The organism is Peribacillus sp. NPDC094092 (genome assembly GCF_050279365.1).
Taxonomy (GTDB): Bacteria; Bacillota; Bacilli; order Bacillales; family DSM-1321; genus Peribacillus.
In genome coordinates, this window is the sequence record NZ_JBNNUC010000002.1 from 980,180 (window position 1) to 1,002,594 (window position 22,415).

Here is a 22,415-nt window from a genome sequence, read left to right on the forward strand (position 1 = left end):
TAATTAAATAATTTAGTATATAATTATTAAATGAATAACTTTTGTTACTTTACTCTGCGAAAGCAGTGGGGTGGTGATTATGATCCAATTGAATAAGCGTCAGGAACAAATTTTACAAATCGTAAAAGAAAACGGACCGATTACTGGAGAACATATTGCGGATAGATTGAACCTTACCAGGGCGACACTTCGTCCAGATTTAGCCATTTTAACGATGGCAGGTTTTCTTGATGCCAGGCCAAGGGTGGGATATTTCTATACAGGCAGGTCAGGGACACAGCTTTTGACAGATAGCCTCAACCATCTTTATGTACGAGACTACCAATCAATACCTGTCGTTGTTGACGAGGGCATTTCCGTATATGATGCAATAGTCATGATGTTTTTAGAAGATGTCGGAACAATGTTCGTCGTCGATAAGCATGCATTGCTTGTTGGTGTCTTATCAAGGAAAGACTTGCTGCGTGCGAGTATTGGGAAACAAGAGCTTAACTCCATTCCGGTCAATATCATCATGACTAGGATGCCCAATATTACAATGTGTTCAAAAGAAGACCTTTTGATTGATGTGGCCAAAAAATTGATTGATAAACAAATCGACTCATTACCGGTCGTCAAAGACACGGAAAAAGGCTATGAAGTAATTGGAAGGATTACAAAAACCAATATTACGAAAGCATTCGTAGCTTTGGCTGATGAAGGCTATTAGGGGGCTTGCAAAAGGAATGACGGAGAATATGAACGGTTCTATTATATATGTTGTATCGGATTCAGTAGGGGAAACAGCGGAATTGGTAACAAAAGCCGCTGCAAGCCAGTTCTCGGGATCTGCTTTTTCCATAAAGAGAATTCCGTATATTGAAGATGAACAAAACGTGGATGAAGTGATATCACTGGCTAAGTTGGATGGGGCAATCATTGCTTATACTCTTGTCAAGCCAGCCATTAGAGCGTATATGAAAGCACAGGTAGAGAAAGAAAACCTGTCTGCTTATGACATTTTAGGGCCGCTCATGGACATCCTTCAGGAAAGGGCGCCAAAAGGGCCGCTTAATGAACCTGGTCTGGTGAGAAAGCTGGATGATGATTATTTCAAGCGTGTGGAAGCCATTGAATTTGCAGTAAAGTATGATGATGGACGTGACCCTCGGGGCATTTTACGTGCAGACATCGTCCTTGTGGGTGTTTCGCGCACTTCCAAAACACCATTATCACAGTATTTAGCCCACAAACGCTATAAAGTGGCGAACGTACCTTTAGTGCCTGAAGTGGAACCTCCAGAAGAGCTGTTCCTGGTACCTCCCGAAAAATGCATTGGTTTAAAGATCAGTCCGGAAAAGCTGAACCATATCCGTAAAGAACGATTAAAGTCACTTGGGCTCAATGATCATGCCATTTACGCAAATGTGGAGCGCATAAAAGAAGAATTGACATACTTTGATACAATCATATCAAGGTTGAACTGTCCTATCATTGATGTAACCAATAAGGCTGTTGAAGAAACAGCCAACTTGATAATCAATATCCTTCAAAACAAAAACCGTTGATCCTTATAATTAAGGCAATTCAAAATGTGAGCTAGACACACTATGTGTCAGCTCACATTTTAATGCCAAGGTCAAAAAAGGGAATAACAAGTATAAGTTCAAAATAATTACATAAAATTATTCTTGGTTTCCAAGTGCAAATCCGTTGATTAGCATGAAAAAACAATCTGAATTTAAATGTTGGCATCTTCTAATCAAATAGACTATAATAAAAAATTGTGAGAAAAAAGTAATCTTAAGGTTTAGACTTAATTAATAAGGAATAAACTAAAGGTTAATGAGATGTCAAGGTTTTTATCATAAAAATAATTCGACATGTTCCGTATAGTTCAGGAAGTGCTGGTCTTTTTCAAGGCAAAAGAGGTGCTTTCACTTAAATAAGAAGGTATTCTTTGAAGAATAAAGTGTGCTCTTTTTAGAGGGAACCCTTAGAATCAATGCTGAAAATTCACCATATCTTCATAAAGTTTAGGGGAGAAAAAGGATTATGCAGAAAGATGTAGAATTAGAAGGTATGAATAATAAACCTACGATACACGTCGATGCCGATGCATGCCCGGTGAAAGACGAAATTCTTCATTGTGCAAGTTTGCACGATATTGAAGTCTGTTTTGTTGCATCATATAAAAATATGATGAATAACCCTGAAGGTAAATGGGTTTATGTCGATGCAGACAAAGAAGCGGCAGATCTTTATATAGTAAACTCAGTAAAAAAGGGTGATATTGTCGTTACTGCAGATATTGGTTTGGCTGGGACCCTGCTTCCTAAAAACGTTTATGTCCTTTCGCCAAGGGGAAAAGAATACACGGACGAGAATATTTTCATGCTCTTGGATATGCGTTATCAATCGGCGAAACTCCGCAGGCAGGGTAAGCATTCGAAAGGGCCGAAAGCATTCACAAAGGAAGATCGTGCATGTTTTACAAATAAACTTATGAAAACATTGTCGAACTTTGCAGGGAATTAGGAAACCGTATCGAATTAGAAACTATCACCAATATTGCAAGGTGGAAAAATGATAAATGGCCGTATAGAAGATGAGAAAATTAATCAAATTCGTGAAGCTGTTGACATTGTTGATTTAATTGGGGAGTATGTCCAGCTGAAGAAGCAGGGACGCAATTACTTTGGCCTATGTCCTTTTCATGGTGAAAACTCGCCCTCGTTTTCCGTTTCTACGGAAAAACAAATCTTTCACTGTTTTGGTTGCGGGGCAGGCGGAAATATTTTTACCTTCTTGATGGATATAGAAGGCTACAGCTTTGTGGAATCTGCAAAAGTTTTAGCTGAAAAAGGGAATGTTCCTTTGGATGTTGAAATCAATAAGGATTCCAAGCGATCTAACATGCCGGCAGGCTCCCAGCAAATGATTGAAGCCCATGACCTGCTGAGGAAGTTTTATCATCATCTCCTCGTTAATACAAAAGAGGGGCAGGATGCTCTTGAGTATTTACTTAAACGCGGGTTTACTGAAGAGACGATAGAAAAGTTCCAAATTGGCTACTCTTTGGATTCATGGGACTTCGTATCCAAATTCCTTCTAAAACGCGGGTTTCCAGCGGAATACATGGAGCAGGCAGGACTTATTATTTACAGGGAAAAAGACGAGTCATATTTTGACCGTTTCAGAAATAGAGTCATGTTTCCAATTATGGATCATCAAGGAAATACGATTGCGTTTTCAGGAAGAGCGATGGGGGACGATGAGCCCAAATATTTGAATAGTCCTGAAACGCCAATCTTTAATAAAAGTAAAACTTTATATAATTTCCATCATGCAAGACCACACATACGAAAGAAAGAACAAGCAGTCATTTTTGAAGGCTTTGCCGATTGCATTTCAGCAGTTGGCGCAGGTGTGGAGAATGCGGTCGCTACAATGGGCACTGCCCTGACGGACCAGCACATCCAGCTTTTAAAAAGAAATACTGACCAGATACTTATTTGCTACGATTCGGACTCTGCGGGATTGAACGCTGCCAATCGTGCAGTTAATATGTTACAGGACCATGAGTTTTCCGTGAAAGTCGCTCTCATGCCTGATAATTTGGACCCCGATGACTACATAAAGGAATTCGGTGAAAAAAGCTTTGTTTCTGAAGTAATAGGGGCCAGTTTAACCTACATGGCATTTAAAATGCATTATTTGCGTCGAGGGAAAAATGTAAATAATGAAGGAGATCGAATTCAATATATCGAAGAAGTCCTTAAAGAAATTTCGCGATTGCCCAATGCAGTGGAGAGGGATCATTATCTCCGGCAGCTATCCTCTGAATTTTCCCTTTCATTGGATGCGCTGGAACAGCAGCAGCGTCAGGTGTTCTTTGCGGAACGCAAGAAGGGGACACTGCCGCAGCCAGCAGCTCCAAAGAAAATGGCCCTGCAATATGAGCATAAGTTAAAGCCTGCTCACCATAATGCAGAAACGAAGTTGATCGCCCATATGCTAAAAAGCAGGGATATGACTTTCAAAATTCAGCAGTTGCTTGGGCAAACGGTCTTTCATGTAGATGAACATCAGGCAATCATCACCTATTTATATGCGTTCTATGAAGATGGACACGAACCGGATACAAGCTTTTTCCTTACGTACTTACCGGATCCAAACTTGAGAAGGATCGTTTCGGAAATAGAAATGATGTCAGTGAATGAGGAAGTTACCGATAAAGAACTGACCGATTGTATAAATCAAGTGTTGAAATATGAAAAGTTGTTAAAGATAAAAGAAAAACAAGTTGAAGAAAAAGATGCAGTTAGACGAAGTGATTATGTCACTGCTGCACAAATTGCCATGGAAATCATTAAGTTGCGTAAAATGTTGTAGTCGTTTAGGTGTAAGTCCTGGAAGGAGGGGAACTAATGGCTGAAAAACCAGCACGTTCCAAACAAGTTGATAATGAATTTAGCCTTGAACAGGTGAAAGAAAAATTACTAGAGCTAGGTAAAAAACGGGGCTCTTTGACTTTAGAAAAAATTGCTGAAATGATTGGCGGTTTTGAGTTGGATTCCGATCAAATGGATGAGTTCTATGAGGTGTTAGCAGAAAACGGCGTCGAAATACTCACTGATGGTGAGGAAGACGATGATGAAGATGATCCAGATGAGAAGAAACTTGCAAAAGAAGAAGAGTTTGACTTAAATGATTTAAGTGTTCCTCCTGGCGTTAAAATTAATGACCCAGTACGCATGTATTTAAAGGAAATTGGTCGGGTCGACCTTTTATCGGCAGAAGAGGAAATATCTCTGGCGACGCGAATTGAAGATGGAGATGAAGAAGCGAAACGCCGTTTGGCAGAGGCTAACCTTCGTCTTGTGGTCAGTATCGCCAAGCGTTATGTCGGACGCGGAATGCTTTTCCTTGATTTAATTCAGGAAGGTAATATGGGACTTATCAAAGCAGTGGAAAAATTTGATTACCGCAAGGGATTCAAATTCAGTACGTATGCAACATGGTGGATTCGCCAAGCGATAACCCGTGCCATCGCCGACCAAGCAAGAACGATCCGGATACCGGTGCATATGGTGGAAACCATCAATAAATTGATCCGTGTCCAAAGACAGCTTCTACAGGACTTAGGGCGTGAACCTTCTCCGGAAGAAATTGCGGAGGATATGGACTTAACTCCTGAAAAAGTTCGTGAAATCTTGAAAATCGCTCAGGAGCCTGTTTCATTGGAAACGCCAATAGGTGAAGAAGACGATTCACATTTAGGTGATTTCATTGAAGATCAGGATGCGACATCCCCATCGGAACATGCAGCATATGAACTTTTGAAAGAACAGCTTGAAGACGTATTGGATACTCTTACTGACCGTGAAGAGAACGTCTTGAGACTCCGCTTTGGACTTGATGATGGCCGCACCCGCACTCTAGAAGAGGTAGGTAAAGTGTTTGGGGTCACCCGCGAGCGTATCCGTCAAATCGAAGCGAAGGCGCTGCGTAAACTGAGACATCCAAGCCGCAGCAAACGCTTGAAAGATTTCCTTGAATAGAATATAAATGCCCTTAACAGAGCCCTCTTTGAATGCCCAGCGTTCGGGAGCGGCTCTTTTTTTCAATTCTGAAAGAACAGTACTTATCTGTTTATTTCCGTGTAATGGAAATCGATTTTACATAACTAAAAAGCTAAGCCGTTAAAAAGAAATGATCATCATGAGGATGTGAGATTCATGGATGAGATGAGAAAGAAAATCATCATTCAAGAAATAAACTCCTGGAAGGAAAGTCGTATGCTTCCGGAGCAATATTGTAATTACCTGCTTGCATTATACTGTCAAGGCGAATTGCCGCCATCTAAATCGAATAAAACTTGGAGCAAAAAAAACGACATCTTTTCAGTGGCGATGATTGGGGTCCTTTTTGCATTTATTGTATTTTTGAATTATTTTACTGAAATACCCATAAGAATGCAAATGCTTATGACAACAATTTCAATACTTGTCTTTTGGTTAGCGGTCCGCCGCTTTAACGGCAGGAAAATCATATTTCAAATGTCGTTGATTGGAATGGCGCTCTCATTGCTTTTATTATCTATCGGTTTTGCGGAATTCATCGCACCCGGCAAAATGGGTTTCCTTTATATTTTCTTGTTCATAAATTGCGGACTCTGGATACTAATGGGCAATAAACTGAAACTTCTTCATTTTTCCATAGCGGGAGGCCTGGGAGCACTGGTCACTCTTTACTTTTTATTCATATAACCAGCGGTTTTAAATCATGGTTTTAGGGTATGATGAAACATATGTAAGGAAAAGTAAAATTGTTTGGAAAAATACATAAGTTTTTGACAATTTTAAGAAATTATATAATATCTTCTATTTTTGGGCTTTTACTTGAAACTCTTTTCAAGTAAAATAATATATAGCTGTTTGTATATAATATTAATTATGGTAAGTTTAGGTTCTACATAGGGGAGGAAATACTATGAATCGCAATCCAGTAATGCCTTTTATTATTATCATGGTTTTTGGTATTGGACTTATGTTTTTACTTTCGTTTAAAGGTTTGGGTGATGCCAAAGATCTTGCTAAGGAGAAAGAGGGCGGCGAAAAGACAGAAGAAACAGAAAATGCCTCAGCATCACCTGAGGACATTTATAAGCAAAACTGTATCTCCTGTCATGGTGACGCGTATCAAGGCGGTGTCGGGCCTGCTCTAAAAGGAGTTGGCGATCGTCTGTCGGTGGACGAGGTTAAAGAAGTGATCACTAATGGACGAGGTGCAATGCCACCAGGTTTAGTCGAAGAACAGAACATTGACGCCATGGCCGAATATATTCATGGACTGAAATAAGTCATGAAACTGACTCGAGAAATCGTTGGAAAGCGATCTTTTTGGGTCAGTTTTTCATTTTCGGAAAAGGAGCTCCAGAATGGAAGAAAGGGCCCCATTTCTCCTTTCTGTAATTTTTCGATTGAACTTGGTATAATCGAATGGGAAACGAATTATAGTAAGACATTATTTGAATTAAGAGAGTTGATGAATATGAATCATGAAAAACTATCAATGAGATTAGAACGTGTTGCCATACATATACCAAAAGGTAGCATCCTTGCAGATATAGGTTCAGACCATGCTTACTTGCCGTGCTATGCGGTGACTAACGGCTTGTGTGACAGCGCCATAGCAGGTGAGGTTGTAGAAGGTCCCTATCAGTCAGCACGCAAGCAAGTGGCAATGACGGGGCTTGGGGACAAGATAGAGGTCCGTAAAGGAGACGGGCTTGAAGTATTGAATCCCGATGAAGCGACGTGCATTACGATTGCAGGCATGGGTGGGACGTTAATATCAAGTATATTGGAAAGCGGAAAAGGGAAACTCGGCAAGGCAGAAAGGCTTATCCTTCAGCCTAATGTCGGTGCAGCGAATGTTCGCAGCTGGCTAATCGAAAACGGCTGGGAACTTAGTGGAGAGGAAATCCTTGAAGAGGATGGGAAAATCTATGAGATCTTAATTGCCAAAAAAGGGGACCCGCTCCGCCCTTATGGGGTAAACAAGCAAGCCGGCCTCACTTTCGGTCCATACTTAAGCGAACAATTCAGTGACACTTTCATAAAAAAGTGGCAGCTTGAGAAAAAACATTTGGAAAGAATCATCGAGCAATTGGATGAAAGCGGAAGAAGCGGACTGGAAACGAAGCGCAATGAATTAAGATCTCAAATTTCAGGAATTGAGGAGGTGCTTAAAGGGTGAAGAAAGTGAATGGGCACGAAATCATTGAAACGTTTGAACAATTTTCCCCAAAGCATTATGCAATGGAGGGGGATCCAATCGGGCTGCATGTCGGGCAGCTCAATAAGCCGGTTACTAAAGTGCTGATTGCCCTTGATGTGCTGGAAGAGGTTGTTGACGAGGCGATAGAACATGGCGTGGAATTGATCATCGCCCACCATCCGCTTATTTACCGGCCATTGAAAAGGATCGATACAAACGCAGCTGGAGGCCGCATCATCGAAAAGCTGATCAAACATGATATCGCTGTTTATGCTGCACATACCAATTTGGATGTTGCCAAGGGCGGAGTGAATGATTTACTTGCCGAAGCGCTACAATTGCAGGACACAGAAGTATTGATTCCAACTTACGAGACAGCTTTAAAAAAATTGGTCGTATATGTTCCAAAGACCGACGAACAAAAGGTGAGGGAAGCCCTAGGGAAGGCTGGGGCCGGAGCGATCGGGAACTACAGCAATTGTTCGTTTTCGGGGGAAGGTACCGGACGCTTCTTGCCAGGTGAAGGCAGTGAACCGGTAATTGGCTCTGAAGGAAAGCTTGAAGAAGTAGCTGAAATGCGGATTGAAACGATATTTCCGGAAAATATCGAGAAGAAAGTGTTAGCTGCGATGATTAAAGCCCACCCATATGAAGAAGTTGCTTATGATATATATAAACTGGATAACAAAGGTGAGTCTCTTGGCTTAGGAAAGATTGGCGTACTTGCTGAAGAAATGACACTTGAACAATTTTCGGAACATGTGAAGCAGGCTCTCGATGTTGAAAAGGTGCGTGTCGTTGGTGATTTGCAAAGTCCGATAAAAAAAGTGGCTGTTTTGGGCGGAGACGGCAATAAATACTTTACCACAGCGAAATTCAAGGGAGCTGATGTTTACGTTACGGGTGATATGTATTACCATACAGCCCATGACGCAATGATGATTGGATTGAATATCGTGGATCCGGGCCACAATGTTGAAAAGGTGATGAAAAAAGGTGTAGCACGAATCCTTGAAAAAATGTGCCGCGAAAAGAACTACGATGTGGAATTCATTCCATCCCAGCTGAATACAGACCCTTTCCGCTTCATTTAAATAATAAGAAAAAGGCAGCCCTTAGTGGCTGCCTTTGTTTTTGTGCAATCATTTCTTCACTTTAATCTTAGGTAAAATCTTATGCAATGGCGTTTTCTTTTCAGTATTCCAAGTCGATTCGTCATTTGCTTCGTATTGCTCTAGAAAAGTGATGACTTCCTTCGTGATCGGAGTTGGTGTAGAAGCCCCAGAAGTGACGGCAACCGTTTCTGCATCCTTTAGCCATTCAAGGTTCAGCTCGGAAATGTCAGCGATTCGATAAGCTCTCGTGCCGGCAATCTCTTGGGATACTTGTGCAAGACGGTTTGAATTATTACTCTTTGGATCTCCGACAACTATTAAAACATCCGCTTCGCCAGCTTGCTCGGCAACCGCTTCTTGGCGAACTTGTGTCGCTAAACAAATTTCCTTATGGACTTCGGCATGTGGGAACTTTTCCTTGACCTTATCCATGATATCCAAAACATCCCATTGGCTCATCGTTGTTTGATTGGTGACGATGATCTTATCACTATCCAAAGTCAAGGCTTCCACATCTTCATCCTTTTGAACCAGGTGAACGACATCAGGAGCAACTCCGACAGCACCCTCTGGTTCCGGATGGCCTTTTTTTCCAATATAAATGATTTGATAGCCTTCCGCTTGTTTTTCCCGAATTAAGTCATGTGTTGCGGTAACATCGGGACATGTTGCATCGAGCGTAACAAGACCTTTTTTCTCAGCGATCTTCCTAATCTCAGGTGAAACGCCGTGAGCAGTAAAGATGACGGTTCCGCTGTCCACCTGTTCGATGATATCGTTGCGGTTGCTTCCGTCCAACGTGATGATGCCTTCCTCTTCGAACGCATCCGTCACATGTTTGTTATGCACGATCATTCCTAAAATGTAAATGGGACGTGGCAAGGTTTTATCTAAAGCCGCATTTCGGGCGATGACCATGGCATCGACAACGCCATAACAATAGCCGCGCGGGGAAATTTTAATTACTTTCATCTATGTGTCCTCCTTCAAGGCAAGAAACTCCCACTTTTTATACCTTTCTATTATATAAGACCATAGATGATATTACAAAACATCATATTTACATAAAATCAGTTATTGGAAAATATTTTGGTAGAGATTATATATAAAGCTTGGGACCTGAAGTTCTTTCCCTTTTCGTTTCGGTACGAGCTTGGGCGATGGGGCTAGCTTCTTTAGTTTCTTTTTTCTTCGAATCCGTTCCTACCTCACTGTTTTTTTGTGCCTCAACCTTTGGCCCGCTTTCAACGGAATCTCCCTGATCCTCGGTCTCACCGGCTGATGATATGCTCCTGAAAACTTTCCACATGGAAGGAAGATTTTTAATCACTGGCCCGTATTGTTCCACCATAGGCGTGAATTGCTCCGCCGCCTGTAACACTTTTTGCGTGTTTGAAAGCATATTATTAAGCGAATCGGGGTTTTTTAATGTTTCTAAGATACCGCCTCCGCTGCTTCTTGAAGAACTTTTGCTTGTGGAAGCGGCTGGCGCAAACAAATTGGGAGAAGCTCCTTTTTGTTTCGACTTACCGAGTATTTTCGACAATAAACCTTCTTTCTTTACTGGCGGCATTTCCTGTCGCTGCGGTTGGGTGAAAGGGCCTCGGAAACCTTGAGGTCCTTGTGGCATCTGGGGTCTATTTTGGACCATCGGCCGTTGCATTTGCTGATAAGGATTGGGAATTTGCCGTGGCTGTCTGAATGGAGCAGGGTGCTGCTGCATCCTTCGGCCATTGGGTGGCTGAAAACCGGGTCCGGGTTGACGATTTCTATTTGGGAACATAGGTTTCACCTCCTCAGTTTTTTATATGCGGTGTAATCTTCTATATAAATTATGCAACTCGGCAAAAAAGGTTTGAGGAAAGAGTGACTGGGCAGTTGTGAAGTAACCGGAAAGAAGGTAAGATGGTAACGGTAGTCTTTTAGCTCCATGTCTGCGGGGGATACGCTATGACCAGGACAGGGGCTTTTCGTTTGCAAGAGTCCATTTTAAGAGAACTAACCTCAGCGCATGCGCTTTTTGTATAATCCAGCTTCAGCGCCTAGCTCGTTGTTAAAAAGAAGATTGCCTCCACAAGGCAAAAAGCGCCTTATGGGCCAATCCCTATTTTCTTCACGAGCAACCCAGGCGCTTGCGCTTTTTGTGTAAAATTTATTATAATAACAGGACATGTCTAATGACTGACAGGATAAAGGAGTTTTTTGATGAAACAAAATCAATTTGAACGATTTAATTTGAAAAGCTACATTCTAGATGCGGTTCGTACTTTAGGGTTCGATAAGCCGACGGAAATTCAAGAGCGTGTGCTTCCGTCGCTTTTAAAGGGAAGTAGCTTAATTGGCCAGTCGCAGACAGGTACAGGAAAGACACATTCCTATTTGCTGCCGATCATGAACAGGCTTGATGCCGGTAAAAATGAGGTTCAAGCTATTATTTCCGCACCAACCCGTGAGTTAGCGAACCAAATCTACAAAGAAGCTTTGAAAATTGCTGACCATTTCCCTGAGGATGAGCAGATTCAAGTCCGTTGTTTCATCGGTGGCACTGATAAACAGCGAATGATAGATAAATTGAAGACACAGCCACAATTAGTAATTGGTACGCCGGGCCGGATCAAGGACTTGGTTGAAGCTCAGGCATTACAGGTGTATACAGCTAAAATGCTTGTAGTCGATGAAGCGGACCTTATGCTGGACATGGGGTTCATTGAAGATGTCGATTTATTTGCATCACGTATGGCTGAAAAAATTCAGATGCTTGTCTTTTCGGCAACCATCCCAGAAAAATTGAAGCCGTTTTTGAATAAATATATGGAGAATCCAAAGTATGTTCAAGTAAATCCCAAGCAGGCGACAGCTTCGAAAATCGAACATGTTCTGATACCGCTTCGCCACCGTAACAAAGAGCAGTTACTTCATGATATCATCGTTCGATATAATCCATATTTGGCGATTGTTTTCACGAACACAAAGAAAATGGCAGATCATGTGGCTAATTCCTTGAGCGAAAAAGGATTGAATGTCGGCCGAATTCATGGGGATTTAACACCTCGTGAGCGTAAAAAAATGATGAAGCAAATCAATGATTTGGAGTATCAATTCATCGTTGCGACAGATCTGGCTTCCCGTGGAATCGATATTGAAGGTGTAAGTCATATCATTAACTATGAATTGCCTTCGGATTTGGATTTTTATATCCATAGGACGGGTAGGACGGCTCGTGCAGGATATTCAGGCATTGCCACTACCATTTATGATACTTCCGATGAGGATTCATTGAACCGCCTTGAAAAGATGGGCATTCAGTTCCGTGATGCCGATATCCAAAACGGTGATTGGGTTGATATCGACGAACGTAATAAACGGAAAAACCGTAAAAAACAAAAATCTGATATTGATGTTAAAGCGAGCAGGCACGTCAAGAAGCCAGCTAAAGTTAAGCCAGGATACAAGAAGAAAATTCAACGTGATGTGGAAAACTTTAAAAAACGCGAACGTCGTATACAGAGAAAGAAATAGGGGAGAAATCAGATGCTGAAGATTGGATCGCATGTTTCAATGAGCGGGAAAGGTATGCTTCTTGCTGCGAGTCAAGAAGCGGCTTCGTATGGCTCCAACACATTCATGATCTATACAGGGGCCCCTCAAAACACAAGACGTAAAAAAATCGAGGATTTAAATATCGAAGCCGGAAGACTGCATATGGAGGAGAATGGAATCAGTGATATCGTAGTCCATGCCCCGTATATCATTAATATAGGAAATACCACGAATCCAGCCACATATGAGCTTGGAGTCAACTTCTTACGCAGCGAAATCGATCGAACCGAAGCGATTGGCGCAAAGCAAATCGTACTTCATCCAGGTGCGCATGTTGGTGCTGGCAGTGAACTGGGAATCAAGAGAATCATCGAAGGTTTGAATGAAGTGCTGACTGCCGATGATAAAGTTCAGATTGCCCTTGAAACGATGGCGGGTAAAGGTTCTGAATGTGGCAGGTCTTTCGAGGAGCTGGCGATGATCATTGATGGTGTAACCCATAATGAAAAATTATCGGTATGCTTCGATACTTGCCATACTCACGATGCCGGATATAATATCATCGAGGATTTTGATGGCGTACTGAATGAATTTGATAAATTGGTCGGTGTTGACCGTATCAAGGTCCTTCATATAAACGATAGCAAAAACGAACGCGGAGCCCGTAAGGACCGCCATGAGAACATTGGATTTGGTCATATTGGTTTTAAGGCGTTGAATGATATTGTGCACCATCCTCAATTAAGCAATGTTCCGAAAATCCTAGAAACACCTTATGTAGGGGAAGACAAAAAAGACAAAAGGGCACCATATAAATTCGAAATTGAAATGTTCAAGAATCATCAATTTGAAGAAGATTTATTGGAAAAAATCAAATTCCAACAATAATCATAATAGAAAAGGACGATTCATTGAAATAAAGATGAATCGTCCTTTCATTTGACTAAGTATGCTCAAATAAAGACTGCCAACAACAAACTTAAGATCTTTAAAAAGTGGCCGTAAGGTTGTTGAAGAGGGATTCTATCTCCCTGGCTGTGCTTGCCCCGGCAACTTTTGCAATTTGCCCAAGTACGTTCTGTCTTTGACGTATATCAAAAATGTTAATATTTTTACCGGCCAGAAGTGCAGTGATATCCTGTGCTTGTTTTTGCGTGAGTGCAACCTTATGCTGTTTAGCAAGGGAAAGCAGTTCATCGGGGCGTATATTGTTGATTTTATGATTGACCATCATTTCAAATAATTTCAAACGATCTCCTCCTTTGTTAAAACATATGAAGGAGGAAGACGTATGTGAACATGAAACTTCGTTTTGGTTACGGTAAATTGATTCAGATGATATTTTTTTGTGATACAGGGAGTCTCGGTCCTTGTTAAAGGACCGGATTCTTTACATCTGGACTTCTTTGATTTATACTAACGATTGTTAATCGTAATGATTCTTAAAAAATAGGTGATCTCTTTGGATAATGTAGTAAACCCCATAGTTAAATTTGAAGATATATCTTACAAATATACAAAAGATCTAGTGCTGGAACATGTTTCACTTGAAATTCCCAGAGGGGCTTTCTTAGCTATCGTCGGGCCGAATGGATCCGGTAAGTCAACGCTTTTGAAGTTACTGCTAGGTCTGTTCAAGCTTCAAAAGGGCAAAATTGAAATATTCGGGGAAGACATACGGCGCTTTAAAGATTGGCAAAAGGTCGGGTTCGTCTCCCAAAAGGCAAATTCCTTCAACTCAGGGTTCCCTGCCACTGTTTTTGAAGTGGTTCAGAGCGGTTTGACCAAAAAAATTGGCTTGTTTAAGTTTGCAGGCAAAGAGGATAAGCAAAAGGTGAAGAAGGCTCTGGAATCCGTGGATATGCTTGAATATCAGAACCGTAATATCGGTGAATTGTCCGGAGGCCAACAGCAAAGGGTATTCATTGCCCGTTCACTTGTCAGCGAACCGGAATTGATGATATTGGATGAACCCACGGTTGGCGTTGACTCAAAAAACGTCCACCAATTTTATGATATGCTTGAGATGTTGAATAAAAAATTAGGAATAACCCTGATTTTAGTAACCCATGATGTTGGGACTGTGACCGATAAAGTCACACATGTCGCCTGCTTGAATAAAAAACTTCATTTTCATGGGGATGCCCGTGAATATAATGAATTGGATGAAGGGGAACTCTCGGCCATTTATGGACATGGGGTCCAATTTTTAAATCATGATCATTAATATGTTTTGGAGGATAGCCCAATGATATCGGGGATATTGCAATTTGAGTTTTTGCAGAACGCATTCTTGACCGGAATCATCATCGGAGCGATTGCGCCATTAGTGGGCGTTTTTATCGTGGTAAGGCGGATGTCGATGATTTCCGATGCGCTCAGTCATGTAGCGCTTGCTGGTATAGCGTTTAGTTTATTGCTGCAGAAGAGCTTTCTATCTTTAGCAGGGTTGAATCCGCTTTATATTGGAATGGCTTTTTCTGTAGGTGGTTCATTATTCATTGAAAAATTAAGAGGGGTGTACAAGCATTACCAAGAGCTTGCAATCCCGATCATAATGTCCGGCGGGATGGGTCTTAGTGTCATTTTCATATCCGTTGCAGATGGTTTCAATACCGATTTATATAGTTATTTATTCGGCAGTGTCAGCGCCGTCAGCCGGGCGGACCTTTATGTCATTTTGGCAGTGGGGATAGTCGTAGCCTTGATGCTTACTTTATTGTATAAAGAATTATTTCTGTTATCTTTTGATGAAGAGCATGCCAAGGCGTCTGGAATACCTTATAAAGCGATTCATTTTATTTTCATTGTCATGGTCGCATTGGTCATTGCGGCTTCCATGAAAATCATTGGCATATTGCTTGTATCTTCGCTCATGACGCTTCCGGTAGCAGCTAGTCTCCGTTTTGCGAAGGGCTTTAAGCAGATGATCGGTTATTCGGTATTATTTGGTGAAGTTTCTGTCATTGGCGGATTATTCTTATCATACAACCTTGACCTTGCACCTGGTGGGACCATAGTAATTATAGCTGTACTAATTCTCATCTTGTCAATTTTGTTTGATAAGTGGAAAAATCGATAGATGGGGTGATGTATTTTGAACGTAACTACTGCCATGCAACTTTTGAAAGATAAAGGTTTTAAGCATACAGGAAAGAGGGAAGAAATGCTTCAGCTTTTCTCTTCCAGTGATAAATATTTAACGGCCAAAGATGTATTGGAGAATATGAAACAGGATTATCCAGGATTAAGCTTCGATACGATTTACAGGAACCTTTCCTTATTTGTCGAACTCGGCATCTTTGAAGCGACCGAGTTGGAAGGGGAAAAGCGATTTCGTTTTACATGCGGTCATTCTTCCCACCATCACCACTTCATCTGTTTGAATTGTGGAAAAACGAAAGAAATCGAACTGTGTCCGATGCAGGAACTTCAGGAAAGCTTGAAGGACTATGATGTTTCGGGGCATAAATTTGAAATTTACGGACGCTGTCCCGCATGTAGCGTATCTTTGGAAGCATAAAAACCATTGACCTCCAGTCAATGGTTTTTTCTTATTTCATTTTATACTCGCCACTTTTCCTGACATCCAGTTATTCACCCAGGCTGAGGCTTCTTGCCAATTGTTGACCCGAATCACCCTTTCAGGCACGGGATCTTGGTTGTAGGGAGTATTGAATAAAATCACGGGTATTTTACACTCCTCCGAAATCGCCACTGCGTTATCGTGCTTGTCCTCTAAAAAGAGATCGACTTTGAATTTTTTGGCTGCAGCAATCTTATCGTGTGAACCCACAAGTTCTATATGATCATAAAGGACTTGATTAGTCGTGAACCAATCCTTCGTTACATCCAATAGACGGGTGCTCCTGGCACTGATGAAATAAAGGTTGGCATGTTCTGCCCATTTTTCCAATACATCTTTCGCACCCTCAGCCAATAATGATTCGGAATAGATGAGCGGCTCGGTCTCAATGAACCATTTAGTGAAATCCTCTTTTGGAACATTCACAAAAGGTAATAAGTCATATTCGGTAATGTCTTCATAGGCTAAATTCAGCTGAAAAGCTTTATTTAAAAAGGGGACCATGGAATCAGGTCTTGTGACAGTCCCGTCTATATCGATGCCAAAACGTTTTTTCATGATGAATCTCTCCTCATTATTAATACTTGTAATAGTGTAACATATCCACTCATAGCTTTGGTAAAAACCCGTATTTATTTCCAAGACATGAAACCATTTTCACGATGGTTCCTGCAATTTTTACATACACTATAAATGCTTCACAAACGAAAGTGAGGGATGCACGAATGGAAAAAGATCAATACTCCAGTATTGACGATGAAATGCAATTGGCGAAAGAAGGCAGTGAACCAACCGTTGTGGATGATCAGCATCATGAGCGGTATTATAATGAAGATACACCTGAAGATGACAGACGATATGAGAGTCGGGGAAACATAACCAATATGGACAACCGGTATCAGGAAGAAACGTCTGCCGAGATTTCAACACCGCCTCAGCGAATCAGGTCATATAGAAATGATGAACCTGCAGTGGATGGTTCGGGGGATGTGGCATCAAGAGGAAAAGCGATTGGTGTCATATCATTGATCATCTCCATTTTATCGTTATTCATGATGCCTTTCATTTTAGGGATTGTAGGTATCATTGTAGGGATAGTGGCCAGAAGCCGAGGATCGAACCTGGGTACTTGGGCAATCGGCATAGGTGCAGTCTCCATCATTGTTGCCATATTCATCCTGCCGTTCTTTTAGCACATTAAACCCTTTGATGTCATCATGCATCAAAGGGTTTTTCAAATAAAACAAAAAATCCCGATAATGAAAATTCGGGATTTTTTTGCTTTATTTATTGAGTGTAGCTGCAGCAGCAGCAGCTTCGGCTCTTTGTTTTTCATAGTACTCTTCAGCGATTTTGTCAATTTCCTTTTTCAGTTCCTCGACCATGGTCTCTTCAGGCACTTTACGTACGATTTGACCTTTTCTGAAAAGTAACCCTTCACCACGGGCCCCTGCAATGCCGATATCAGCCTCACGGGCTTCTCCAGGGCCGTTTACCGCACAACCAAGCACTGAAACTTTGATTGGTGCTTTAACCGTCTGGATGTACTCTTCAACTTCATTGGCGATGGAAATCAAATCAATCTCGATTCGACCGCAAGTTGGGCAGGAAATTAAAGTGGCCATGTTGGAAGCAAGGCCAAATACTTTTAGAAGCTCCCTTGCCACCTTCACCTCTTCGACAGGGTCGGCACTTAAGGAAACACGTATCGTGCTCCCGATTCCTTGACTTAGGATGGCACCTAGTCCTGCAGCGCTTTTTACGGTCCCGGAAAACAGTGTCCCTGATTCCGTAATCCCAAGATGTAAAGGATAATCGAATGTTTTTGAAGCTTTTTCATATGCTTCGATGGCTAAATTGACATCGGAAGCCTTCATGGAAACGATGATGTCATGGAAATCGAGATCTTCCAGGATCTTGATATGGTGTAAAGCACTTTCCACCATTCCATCAGCAGTCGGGAAGCCATATTTCTCGATGATTTTCTTCTCGAGAGAACCAGCATTTACCCCGATGCGGATTGGGATTCCTTTTGCCTTTGCAGCTTTCACGACTGCTTCAACCTTTTCACGGCGTCCGATGTTACCAGGATTTATCCTGATTTTATCCGCTCCGCCTTCAATGGCCTTCAGGGCAAGTTTGTAATCGAAATGGATATCGACTACAAGAGGGATGTTTATCCGTTTCTTTATCTCGGAGATTGCATCGGCTGCCCTTTCATCCGGACAGGCGACACGTACGATTTGACATCCCGCTTCTTCAAGACGAAGGATTTCTGCAACCGTTGCTTCAACATCATGTGTTTTTGTCGTTGTCATGCTTTGTACGATAACTTCATTATTGCCGCCAATCGTTAAGTTTCCGACTTTAACTGGCCGCGTCTTGGTGCGATGTATGATTTCACTCAAGTGGAATTCTCTCCTTTAGGAAAAAAATCAGTTTTGATTTTTAATTTGCTTCTCTGAAATATTGTATCAATGTACATACCGCTTGACAAGGAAATAGGACGCATAATCTTTTTTCAATATGAGATATTTCCTATTTCAGGATATACCTGGTGCCTGGAAATCGCCTTTAATGGTTCTTGTGAAGGCGCAGACCCTTTTGACAGTCATTTATAAACGGGAATCTTATATGTTTTGCCAATCTGCATATTTTCGGGCTTCAATCCTTCATTCAAACTTTGAAAGTCAGCAATGATCGTTTCGATTGGCTGATTGGATCCGTCTTTTTCCGTTTCAACAATGGAAAGTAAGGTATCCCCGGGTTTCATGGTGATTTCTTTATAAGCGGCAGTTGGTGCGGATGCTGGCTGACTGGCCGGCACGGCCGGTTCGCCTGTGGAGGCCGGTGGATGGGAAGCCGGCAGGGTACCCGTAGTCAAATCAAAATAAATAATAAATAAAGTGAAACAGAATGAGATAAAAAGCAGTAGCCGTTTCAATTTTCCATCCTCCCAAGCTTGTCTTTAATTCATCATACTTGGAGGAGACAAAAAATATGCCTAAAAATGGGCGGTTTTTTCAAATGGAATGTGAGATTGACCAACCATATTTTCTATTTCGGTTGAGTGGCATCCTTAATATTTGAATGTGTGCTAAGAAAGGAGCGAATTTCCTTTGGGGTCAGGCCAATCTTTTTTGCCTCCATTATGAGTAACAACCACTGTACATCAATATGACTCTCCTTCACGTCTATCACCTCTTAAATACTATTTCAACCATAAGTATAGGAATAACTTGGTGAGTATTTTGTCGAATTAAGTAGATATAAAAAAATGATTACTGTAGTCATATGCGGGAAAGTTTTTGCGAAAGCAAAAAGATCCGGACCAGGTGGGCGGATCTTGGCTTGTAGATGAATGAGTCAAATTAACAAATCGATTGGCACCGGTGTACGGGACACCTGCTTAAAAAAGCTCGGTGCTCTATTTACCTATCAACGAATTTTTCAAACCCATAAAAGACAGTAGGCAAACGTACATCGAGTTTGCCTACTGTCTGGGTTCGAAACTTTTTCATGTCAATTTCCAATTTTATCGGCTGAAGTTTCTTTGATGGATAAATATAACATCATCAATGTCACAAACCAGCTAATGATGGAAGCGAATGGTACCATTGCTTGAAAAGCATCCATGATGGTGAAGAATATGGTGGCAAGCGTTATGCTGTATGCACCGATTCGCCAAAGATGCCTATAGGAAAGAGGACGGCCAAGCGCATTTTTGAAAAAAATTCCGAAAGCGGCAAGGATTGTCACTTTAATGAAGATTCCGCTAGCAGTAAACAGGTATAATATAAGTAGAAGCAATGGAAGGATGATCGGCAGTACAGATTCAACTGAATCAAGCCAAGTGGATATTTCCTGATTATCTCCCTCCAGAACTGAATATGGAGAGGATTGCACGTTGCCTCCGGATACGAAAACCAGATCGGACTTTAAAAGCGCGACAGCCTCATCAGCTTTTGCGGCTACTTCTTCCGGGGTCAAGGCTCCCGTGCCATCTACAAAAATTTGATATCCGTTTTTATTCAGGCTAAATGGCTCATCTTTCTCAGTCGTCAACGTGCCATTTTTGATTTCAAATGGCGGTAAGTCTTCGGATACTGTTTCGTGCATGGCATCTATCCCGTCAGCTACCATTGTACCGAAATAAAAAGCTGAAGGGAGAAAGGCGATGAGACTTATAAAGAAAACGAATAAAATCGTTTTCCCGATACCTTGGTTTTGAAAGGAAGCGATATCTTTAGGAGAATATAAGCTTACCCACAGTTGTTTGAATATGTTCAATGTTTTCAGCACCTAACTATATAAGATTCCTAACCAATTTTAACTATATGGGAAAGATAAAACAACCTGTATTCCACTGCATTGGTTTCAACCGTCAGTAATGAGGTAATTATGGAGAGATAAAGTCAAATTATAAATGAAATGAGAAAGGGGCGTTTCGGTTATGGATACACTATTTTGGATAATCATCACCCTCATGTTCATAATGGGATTTGTCGGTCTGATTTTTCCAATCATCCCAAGTGTTTTGTTCATTTTCGGGGGAATATTGTTATATGGACTATTTTATTCTTTTGAACCATTTGGCTGGTTTTTCTGGACGGTCCAAATTTTATTCGTCATCCTTTTATTCGCCGCCGATTATATTGCGAACATGGTCGGGGTCAAAAAGTATGGAGGAACGAAAGCGGGAATTTGGGGCAGTACGATCGGGCTTCTGGTCGGGCCATTCGTGATTCCGTTCGTCGGAATACTGATAGGTCCATTCATCGGGGCGTTCCTTGCTGAGATAATAGTGCATAAAAAAGACCCGGTTACTGCTTCAAAGATCGGCCTTGGTTCCGTTGTAGGCTTTATAAGCAGCGTAATCACAAAAGGCATCATTCAACTTCTGATGATTGGATATTTTATATTCGTGGTATTCTCATAGGAAATATAATCGAAAAATGAAAAATTGAGGCATAAGGTTTGAAACGGTTACAAAAATTTGATACTCTATTGCTAGCGAGCTTTAGGTATCTTTCGAGAACTGAAGCCCTCAAAAAAACAGCTTACATAGGGAGGAATTTTATTATGGCTTTTGAACTTCCACAATTACCGTATGCATATGATGCATTAGAACCACACATCGACAAAGAAACAATGAACATTCACCACACTAAACATCACAACACATATGTGACAAACCTGAACAATGCGCTAGAAGGCAACCAAGAACTTCTAAGCAAAAGCGTTGAAGAAATCGTCGCTAACCTTGACGCAGTACCTGAAGCTGTTCGTACAGCTGTACGCAACAATGGTGGCGGACATGCCAACCACACTTTATTCTGGGAAATCCTTTCACCTAACGGCGGCGGACAACCAACTGGTGAATTAGCGGATGCTATCACTTCAAAATTCGGAAGCTTTGACAGCTTTAAAGAAGAGTTCGCTAAAGCGGCTACTACTCGTTTTGGATCTGGCTGGGCTTGGCTTGCAGTCAACAATGGCGAGTTGGAAGTAACAAGCACACCAAACCAAGACAATCCATTATCAGAAGGTAAAACACCGATTCTTGGATTGGACGTTTGGGAACATGCTTACTACTTAAACTACCAAAACCGCCGTCCTGAATACATCAATTCTTTCTGGAATGTTGTAAACTGGGATGAAGTTGCAAAACGTTACAGTGCTGCAAAATAATTTGTAATTAAAAAAGACAGGATTCCTTTTATGAAAAGGAATCCTGTCTTTTTTTGTTTCTTTTATCCGAACGGGAACATGGAAGAAAAGCAATCTAAAGGCAAATTCACGAGTAATATCTTCAAACTCACGAGTAAAAGCATCGAATTCACGAGTAACGCACCAACGAGTAAACACTCCAATTCCTGAGTGAAATCTCGAAACTCAGGAGTAAAACCATAAAAATTTACAAGTAAAAGCTCAAAAATTCATGAATTAAAGCCCGAATTCACGAGTATACACTCCAAATTCATGAACATCCCCCTCGTCTTCGCCAATCGAAGAGCTTCTTTACACTGTTATTGTTCAAGTTCAAAAGGAAAACAGTGTAAGGGCAACTGCTTCTCTGTCTGAAAAGAAAGGGCCTTTAAGGAAAACAGTGTAAGTGCAACTACTTCTTTGTCATCGCCATTCTGTCTCGCCAATCGAAGAGTTTTCTTTACACTGTATTTATTTTTTGAGTTCAAAAGGAAAACAGTGTAAGTGCAACTACTTCTCTGTCATCGCCATTCTGTCTCGCCAATCGAAGAGTTTTCTTTACACTGTCCATGATTGAAAAGAAAGGGCCTTTAAGGAAAACAGTGTAAGTGCAACTACTTCTCTGTCTTCGCCAATCGAAGAGTTTTCTTTACCTTTTTTTACATAAATTCTTTTGTTTTTTCAAACACTAGAGTGGAATT

25 protein-coding genes are annotated in these 22,415 nt (G+C 41.3%); 17 read left to right on the top strand and 8 right to left on the bottom strand.

Annotation, left to right across the window (positions count from 1 at the left end; genetic code table 11):
• The first annotated feature begins 79 nt into the window (after nt 1–79).
• The 9 genes from ACQKNS_RS13730 (at nt 80) to ACQKNS_RS13770 (ending at nt 8,858) form a co-directional block, all read left to right on the top strand.
• A complete protein-coding gene (locus tag ACQKNS_RS13730; protein ID WP_318682842.1) occupies nt 80–709 on the top strand; it encodes a helix-turn-helix transcriptional regulator in 630 nt (209 codons plus the stop codon).
• Nucleotides 710–725: 16 nt separating this feature from the next.
• Complete coding sequence (locus ACQKNS_RS13735; RefSeq protein WP_370662553.1) at nt 726–1,547, top strand: pyruvate, water dikinase regulatory protein; 822 nt, start codon at nt 726–728, stop codon at nt 1,545–1,547.
• A gap of 514 nt (nt 1,548–2,061) precedes the next feature.
• Nucleotides 2,062–2,517 (top strand): YaiI/YqxD family protein, encoded by a 456-nt coding sequence (locus ACQKNS_RS13740; RefSeq protein ID WP_427644210.1) that lies wholly within the window; start codon nt 2,062–2,064, stop codon nt 2,515–2,517.
• A 48-nt stretch (nt 2,518–2,565) separates the two neighbouring features.
• On the top strand, nt 2,566–4,374 hold the full coding sequence (gene dnaG / locus ACQKNS_RS13745) for a DNA primase (protein WP_427643597.1): 1,809 nt from the start codon (nt 2,566–2,568) through the stop codon (nt 4,372–4,374).
• Between the two features lie 35 nt (nt 4,375–4,409).
• The gene (gene rpoD / locus ACQKNS_RS13750; RefSeq protein WP_285768943.1) at nt 4,410–5,543 is read left to right on the top strand and encodes an RNA polymerase sigma factor RpoD; all 1,134 of its coding nucleotides are present in this window, start codon (nt 4,410–4,412) and stop codon (nt 5,541–5,543) included.
• A 177-nt stretch (nt 5,544–5,720) separates the two neighbouring features.
• A complete protein-coding gene (locus ACQKNS_RS13755; RefSeq protein ID WP_427643599.1) occupies nt 5,721–6,251 on the top strand; it encodes a hypothetical protein in 531 nt (176 codons plus the stop codon).
• Between the two features lie 223 nt (nt 6,252–6,474).
• Nucleotides 6,475–6,843 (top strand): cytochrome c550, encoded by a 369-nt coding sequence (gene cccA / locus ACQKNS_RS13760; RefSeq protein ID WP_260284719.1) that lies wholly within the window; start codon nt 6,475–6,477, stop codon nt 6,841–6,843.
• A 192-nt stretch (nt 6,844–7,035) separates the two neighbouring features.
• Nucleotides 7,036–7,743 (top strand): tRNA (adenine(22)-N(1))-methyltransferase, encoded by a 708-nt coding sequence (locus tag ACQKNS_RS13765; protein ID WP_427643601.1) that lies wholly within the window; start codon nt 7,036–7,038, stop codon nt 7,741–7,743.
• Entirely contained in the window at nt 7,740–8,858 is a 1,119-nt protein-coding gene (locus ACQKNS_RS13770; RefSeq protein ID WP_427643603.1) for a Nif3-like dinuclear metal center hexameric protein, read from the top strand. Before ACQKNS_RS13765 ends, ACQKNS_RS13770 begins: the two co-directional genes overlap by 4 nt.
• Before the next feature lie 48 nt (nt 8,859–8,906).
• Here the strand turns inward: ACQKNS_RS13770 and ACQKNS_RS13775 are convergent, their stop codons facing one another.
• Both ACQKNS_RS13775 and vrrA read right to left on the bottom strand, forming a co-directional pair.
• Nucleotides 8,907–9,851 (bottom strand): 4-hydroxy-3-methylbut-2-enyl diphosphate reductase, encoded by a 945-nt coding sequence (locus ACQKNS_RS13775; protein ID WP_427643604.1) that lies wholly within the window; start codon nt 9,849–9,851, stop codon nt 8,907–8,909.
• Between the two features lie 127 nt (nt 9,852–9,978).
• Nucleotides 9,979–10,662 carry a VrrA/YqfQ family protein gene (vrrA, locus tag ACQKNS_RS13780; RefSeq protein WP_427643605.1) on the bottom strand — a complete coding sequence of 228 codons (684 nt, stop codon included), beginning with the start codon at nt 10,660–10,662 and terminating at the stop codon, nt 9,979–9,981.
• A 422-nt stretch (nt 10,663–11,084) separates the two neighbouring features.
• On the opposite strand from vrrA, the gene ACQKNS_RS13785 reads away from it, so the two are divergent.
• Together ACQKNS_RS13785 and ACQKNS_RS13790 are read left to right on the top strand one after the other, a co-directional pair.
• Nucleotides 11,085–12,398, top strand: coding sequence for a DEAD/DEAH box helicase (locus ACQKNS_RS13785; RefSeq protein WP_427643606.1), 1,314 nt, complete (start codon nt 11,085–11,087; stop codon nt 12,396–12,398).
• Between the two features lie 12 nt (nt 12,399–12,410).
• Nucleotides 12,411–13,307: a deoxyribonuclease IV gene (locus tag ACQKNS_RS13790; RefSeq protein ID WP_427643607.1), complete on the top strand. Its 897-nt coding sequence runs from the start codon at nt 12,411–12,413 to the stop codon at nt 13,305–13,307.
• A 100-nt stretch (nt 13,308–13,407) separates the two neighbouring features.
• On the opposite strand, the gene ACQKNS_RS13795 is transcribed toward ACQKNS_RS13790, so the two are convergent.
• Nucleotides 13,408–13,668 (bottom strand): DUF2624 family protein, encoded by a 261-nt coding sequence (locus ACQKNS_RS13795; protein WP_427643609.1) that lies wholly within the window; start codon nt 13,666–13,668, stop codon nt 13,408–13,410.
• A 213-nt stretch (nt 13,669–13,881) separates the two neighbouring features.
• Between ACQKNS_RS13795 and ACQKNS_RS13800 the strand changes: the two genes are divergently transcribed.
• Genes ACQKNS_RS13800 through ACQKNS_RS13810 form a run of 3 tightly spaced genes read left to right on the top strand, consistent with a single transcriptional unit; the run spans nt 13,882 to nt 15,942 of the window.
• Nucleotides 13,882–14,646 carry a metal ABC transporter ATP-binding protein gene (locus ACQKNS_RS13800; RefSeq protein WP_427643610.1) on the top strand — a complete coding sequence of 255 codons (765 nt, stop codon included), beginning with the start codon at nt 13,882–13,884 and terminating at the stop codon, nt 14,644–14,646.
• Nucleotides 14,647–14,667: 21 nt separating this feature from the next.
• Nucleotides 14,668–15,501 (top strand): metal ABC transporter permease, encoded by an 834-nt coding sequence (locus ACQKNS_RS13805; RefSeq protein ID WP_427643612.1) that lies wholly within the window; start codon nt 14,668–14,670, stop codon nt 15,499–15,501.
• Between the two features lie 15 nt (nt 15,502–15,516).
• The gene (locus ACQKNS_RS13810) at nt 15,517–15,942 is read left to right on the top strand and encodes a Fur family transcriptional regulator (protein ID WP_034308449.1); all 426 of its coding nucleotides are present in this window, start codon (nt 15,517–15,519) and stop codon (nt 15,940–15,942) included.
• A gap of 36 nt (nt 15,943–15,978) precedes the next feature.
• Here ACQKNS_RS13810 and ACQKNS_RS13815 read toward each other — a convergent pair whose 3' ends face one another.
• Nucleotides 15,979–16,563, bottom strand: coding sequence for a 5' nucleotidase, NT5C type (locus ACQKNS_RS13815; protein ID WP_427643614.1), 585 nt, complete (start codon nt 16,561–16,563; stop codon nt 15,979–15,981).
• Between the two features lie 167 nt (nt 16,564–16,730).
• On the opposite strand from ACQKNS_RS13815, the gene ACQKNS_RS13820 reads away from it, so the two are divergent.
• Nucleotides 16,731–17,198, top strand: a complete 468-nt coding sequence (locus tag ACQKNS_RS13820) for a DUF4190 domain-containing protein (RefSeq protein ID WP_427643616.1) — start codon at nt 16,731–16,733, stop codon at nt 17,196–17,198.
• Nucleotides 17,199–17,288: 90 nt separating this feature from the next.
• Here ACQKNS_RS13820 and ispG read toward each other — a convergent pair whose 3' ends face one another.
• From ispG to ACQKNS_RS13840, 4 genes are all read right to left on the bottom strand, one after another.
• Entirely contained in the window at nt 17,289–18,404 is a 1,116-nt protein-coding gene (gene ispG / locus ACQKNS_RS13825; protein WP_427644212.1) for a flavodoxin-dependent (E)-4-hydroxy-3-methylbut-2-enyl-diphosphate synthase, read from the bottom strand.
• Nucleotides 18,405–18,616: 212 nt separating this feature from the next.
• Complete coding sequence (locus ACQKNS_RS13830) at nt 18,617–18,949, bottom strand: hypothetical protein (protein ID WP_427643618.1); 333 nt, start codon at nt 18,947–18,949, stop codon at nt 18,617–18,619.
• A 113-nt stretch (nt 18,950–19,062) separates the two neighbouring features.
• A complete protein-coding gene (locus tag ACQKNS_RS13835; RefSeq protein ID WP_427643620.1) occupies nt 19,063–19,206 on the bottom strand; it encodes an anti-repressor SinI family protein in 144 nt (47 codons plus the stop codon).
• A 321-nt stretch (nt 19,207–19,527) separates the two neighbouring features.
• Nucleotides 19,528–20,295, bottom strand: coding sequence for a DUF1189 domain-containing protein (locus tag ACQKNS_RS13840; RefSeq protein ID WP_427643622.1), 768 nt, complete (start codon nt 20,293–20,295; stop codon nt 19,528–19,530).
• A gap of 163 nt (nt 20,296–20,458) precedes the next feature.
• Here ACQKNS_RS13840 and ACQKNS_RS13845 point away from each other — a divergent pair, with 163 nt between their 5' ends.
• On the top strand, nt 20,459–20,944 hold the full coding sequence (locus ACQKNS_RS13845; RefSeq protein ID WP_098369794.1) for a DUF456 domain-containing protein: 486 nt from the start codon (nt 20,459–20,461) through the stop codon (nt 20,942–20,944).
• Between the two features lie 143 nt (nt 20,945–21,087).
• On the top strand, nt 21,088–21,696 hold the full coding sequence (gene sodA, locus ACQKNS_RS13850; protein ID WP_427643624.1) for a superoxide dismutase SodA: 609 nt from the start codon (nt 21,088–21,090) through the stop codon (nt 21,694–21,696).
• The last annotated feature ends 719 nt before the right edge of the window (nt 21,697–22,415 follow it).